We start from the raw sequence: 1,829 nt of genomic DNA, 5'->3' as shown, positions 1-1,829 counted from the left end.
GGTTCTTCGTCAAATTCCGTGCTTTTTTATGTGCTAAATCCATTAATTTTAGCAAACAGTAATTTTATGTTTGCCCTGTTATACATTTGTCTTTTGATTGCCTTTAATTTATTAACAGTTCCTTCCAGTACTGCGTTGTTCCAGGAATAATCAATAGCTGCCTTTACCGCTTTCAGGTCTGATTTTATATATTTGGCAAACCCTCTGATAGCTTGGGATTTTGCCTCCACCGCCCTTTCGAGCCATCCCTCCAATGGATTCAGAGAGTTTCTATTAAGAATTTCCCTGAACTCTCGTGCAAGTTCTATTGCTTGTTTGGCCCGTTTACTCTGATAAAGTTTCTCAAGTTCTTCCAACTTTGTTTTTCCGGTAAGTATAAAGCGCTGGATTGTTTTTCTTGATATACGGTTTTCTTTTATTTTTTTTGCAATGTTGCTATTCTCTTTTTTTATTTCTTTCTGCCGATTTCCGATATTGTTTCTCAGTGTTTGACTTACTCGTTTTATAGCAGATGCGGAGAGTTTGTTATCCATCCTTTTAACTAACTGATTCACCTTCCAGCATCCCAAGGAAAACTCCAGAGCCAGCTTATCAATAAATTTAAAGATTAATTTCTGTTCATCGCTCATATAGTCTTTACGTGTATGTTTGAACAATAATTTCCTGACCTTTTCTGTATGCATATTATATGTTTGTGCTATCTGGTAGAAAGTCTTTCCTTCTCTGTATGCATTATCCGCTTCTATAAAAAACTGAAGTTTCTCCCGATGTCTTTGGTCGCCCAGGTTCCAAAAGTCCTTCATAATCTCAGTTTTACATTCCTGTACGGTTGGGAAGCTGTATGTTTTCTTCGCTCCCCAAAAGCCGCGTAGTAGCCCGGAAAACTCATCGGCCAGCATATCAAGCATTTTTTTGATCAGATGAAACTTGTCACTTATCTGAATTGCCCCCGGAAGGCAACGGCTTATGGCGTCGGCATAAGTGGCGGAACCGTCTCTGGTAACAAACTGTATTTGTTGGTTTTCTAATAAATAGCTATCCAACTCTTCACCCGAACGGCAGTCCAGCAGTGCAATGATCTGATGGCTATGTTGATCCACAACCACACTCATATAAGTGTGCCCTTTCTTTTTAGCTGCGTCATCGATTCCTATGGCTGTAGCATGGGAAGTCGGAAGATTCCGGTCAATACTGCGTAGACAAGTGGAGGCGCTACAAGAGATATGCTGAAGCCCCAATAAGTATGAAGCGATACGAGAAGTCGTTTTTAAAGATACAGAAGTTATTCTGTCTAAAACTTCTTGGGTTTTTCGTCCATAACGGGGAGCTATACCGGGTAAGGACTCGCTGAAAGTGCGTACACAGTGTTTACAACGAAATCTACGGGCTTTTACAAGAAGAACAGTACCCATGTTAAAGCTTTCAGATGCCTGAATATGACGGAAATAATAACTATGTACGTGTTTGGTTCTTCGGCCGCAATAAGGGCAAACGGAAGTCTTGCGAATACTGGATAAATGAACTGACACGTGATTTTCGTGTATCGTCAGATGGTCCTGCTTGAAGCCAGGCGCGGCAAGACGGATGGAAACAAGGCTAAAACTTTTATTAGATTGAAGATTGTTTAATGATTCTTTTTCATTATTTTTGTCGAAGGCGGATATGTTTGGATACATAGTAACTGGATGCTTTGGTCAGCTATAAAGTTACTAAAATACAAGCATATTCGCTATTTTTATTACTATAAAGTATATTGATTTATAACTAAATAATAAAATATAAACAAGGCATATTTAAAAATAAAAAAGCACGGAATTTGACGAAGAACC

General features: G+C 38.9%; 1 protein-coding gene. It reads right to left on the bottom strand.

Annotated features, from left to right (window positions below; all coding sequences use genetic code 11):
• Positions 1-26: 26 nt before the first annotated feature.
• The gene (locus AB5443_RS25245) at positions 27-1,676 is read right to left on the bottom strand and encodes an ISL3 family transposase (RefSeq protein ID WP_302408782.1); all 1,650 of its coding nucleotides are present in this window, start codon (positions 1,674-1,676) and stop codon (positions 27-29) included.
• Positions 1,677-1,829: the final 153 nt, after the last annotated feature.

The organism is Bacteroides sp. RTP21281st1_H5_RTP21281_210402, assembly GCF_040918965.1.
In the GTDB taxonomy this organism is placed as follows: domain Bacteria; phylum Bacteroidota; class Bacteroidia; order Bacteroidales; family Bacteroidaceae; genus Bacteroides; species Bacteroides congonensis.
The sequence above is the reverse complement of the archived record's forward strand: the minus strand, read 5'-3'. Positions and strand labels throughout refer to the sequence as shown.

What these genes read in the sequence shown, in the direction of transcription:
- AB5443_RS25245 (WP_302408782.1), bottom strand. Translation starts at nt 1,676, where the DNA reads ATGTATCCAAACATATCCGCCTTCGACAAAAATAATGAAAAAGAATCA.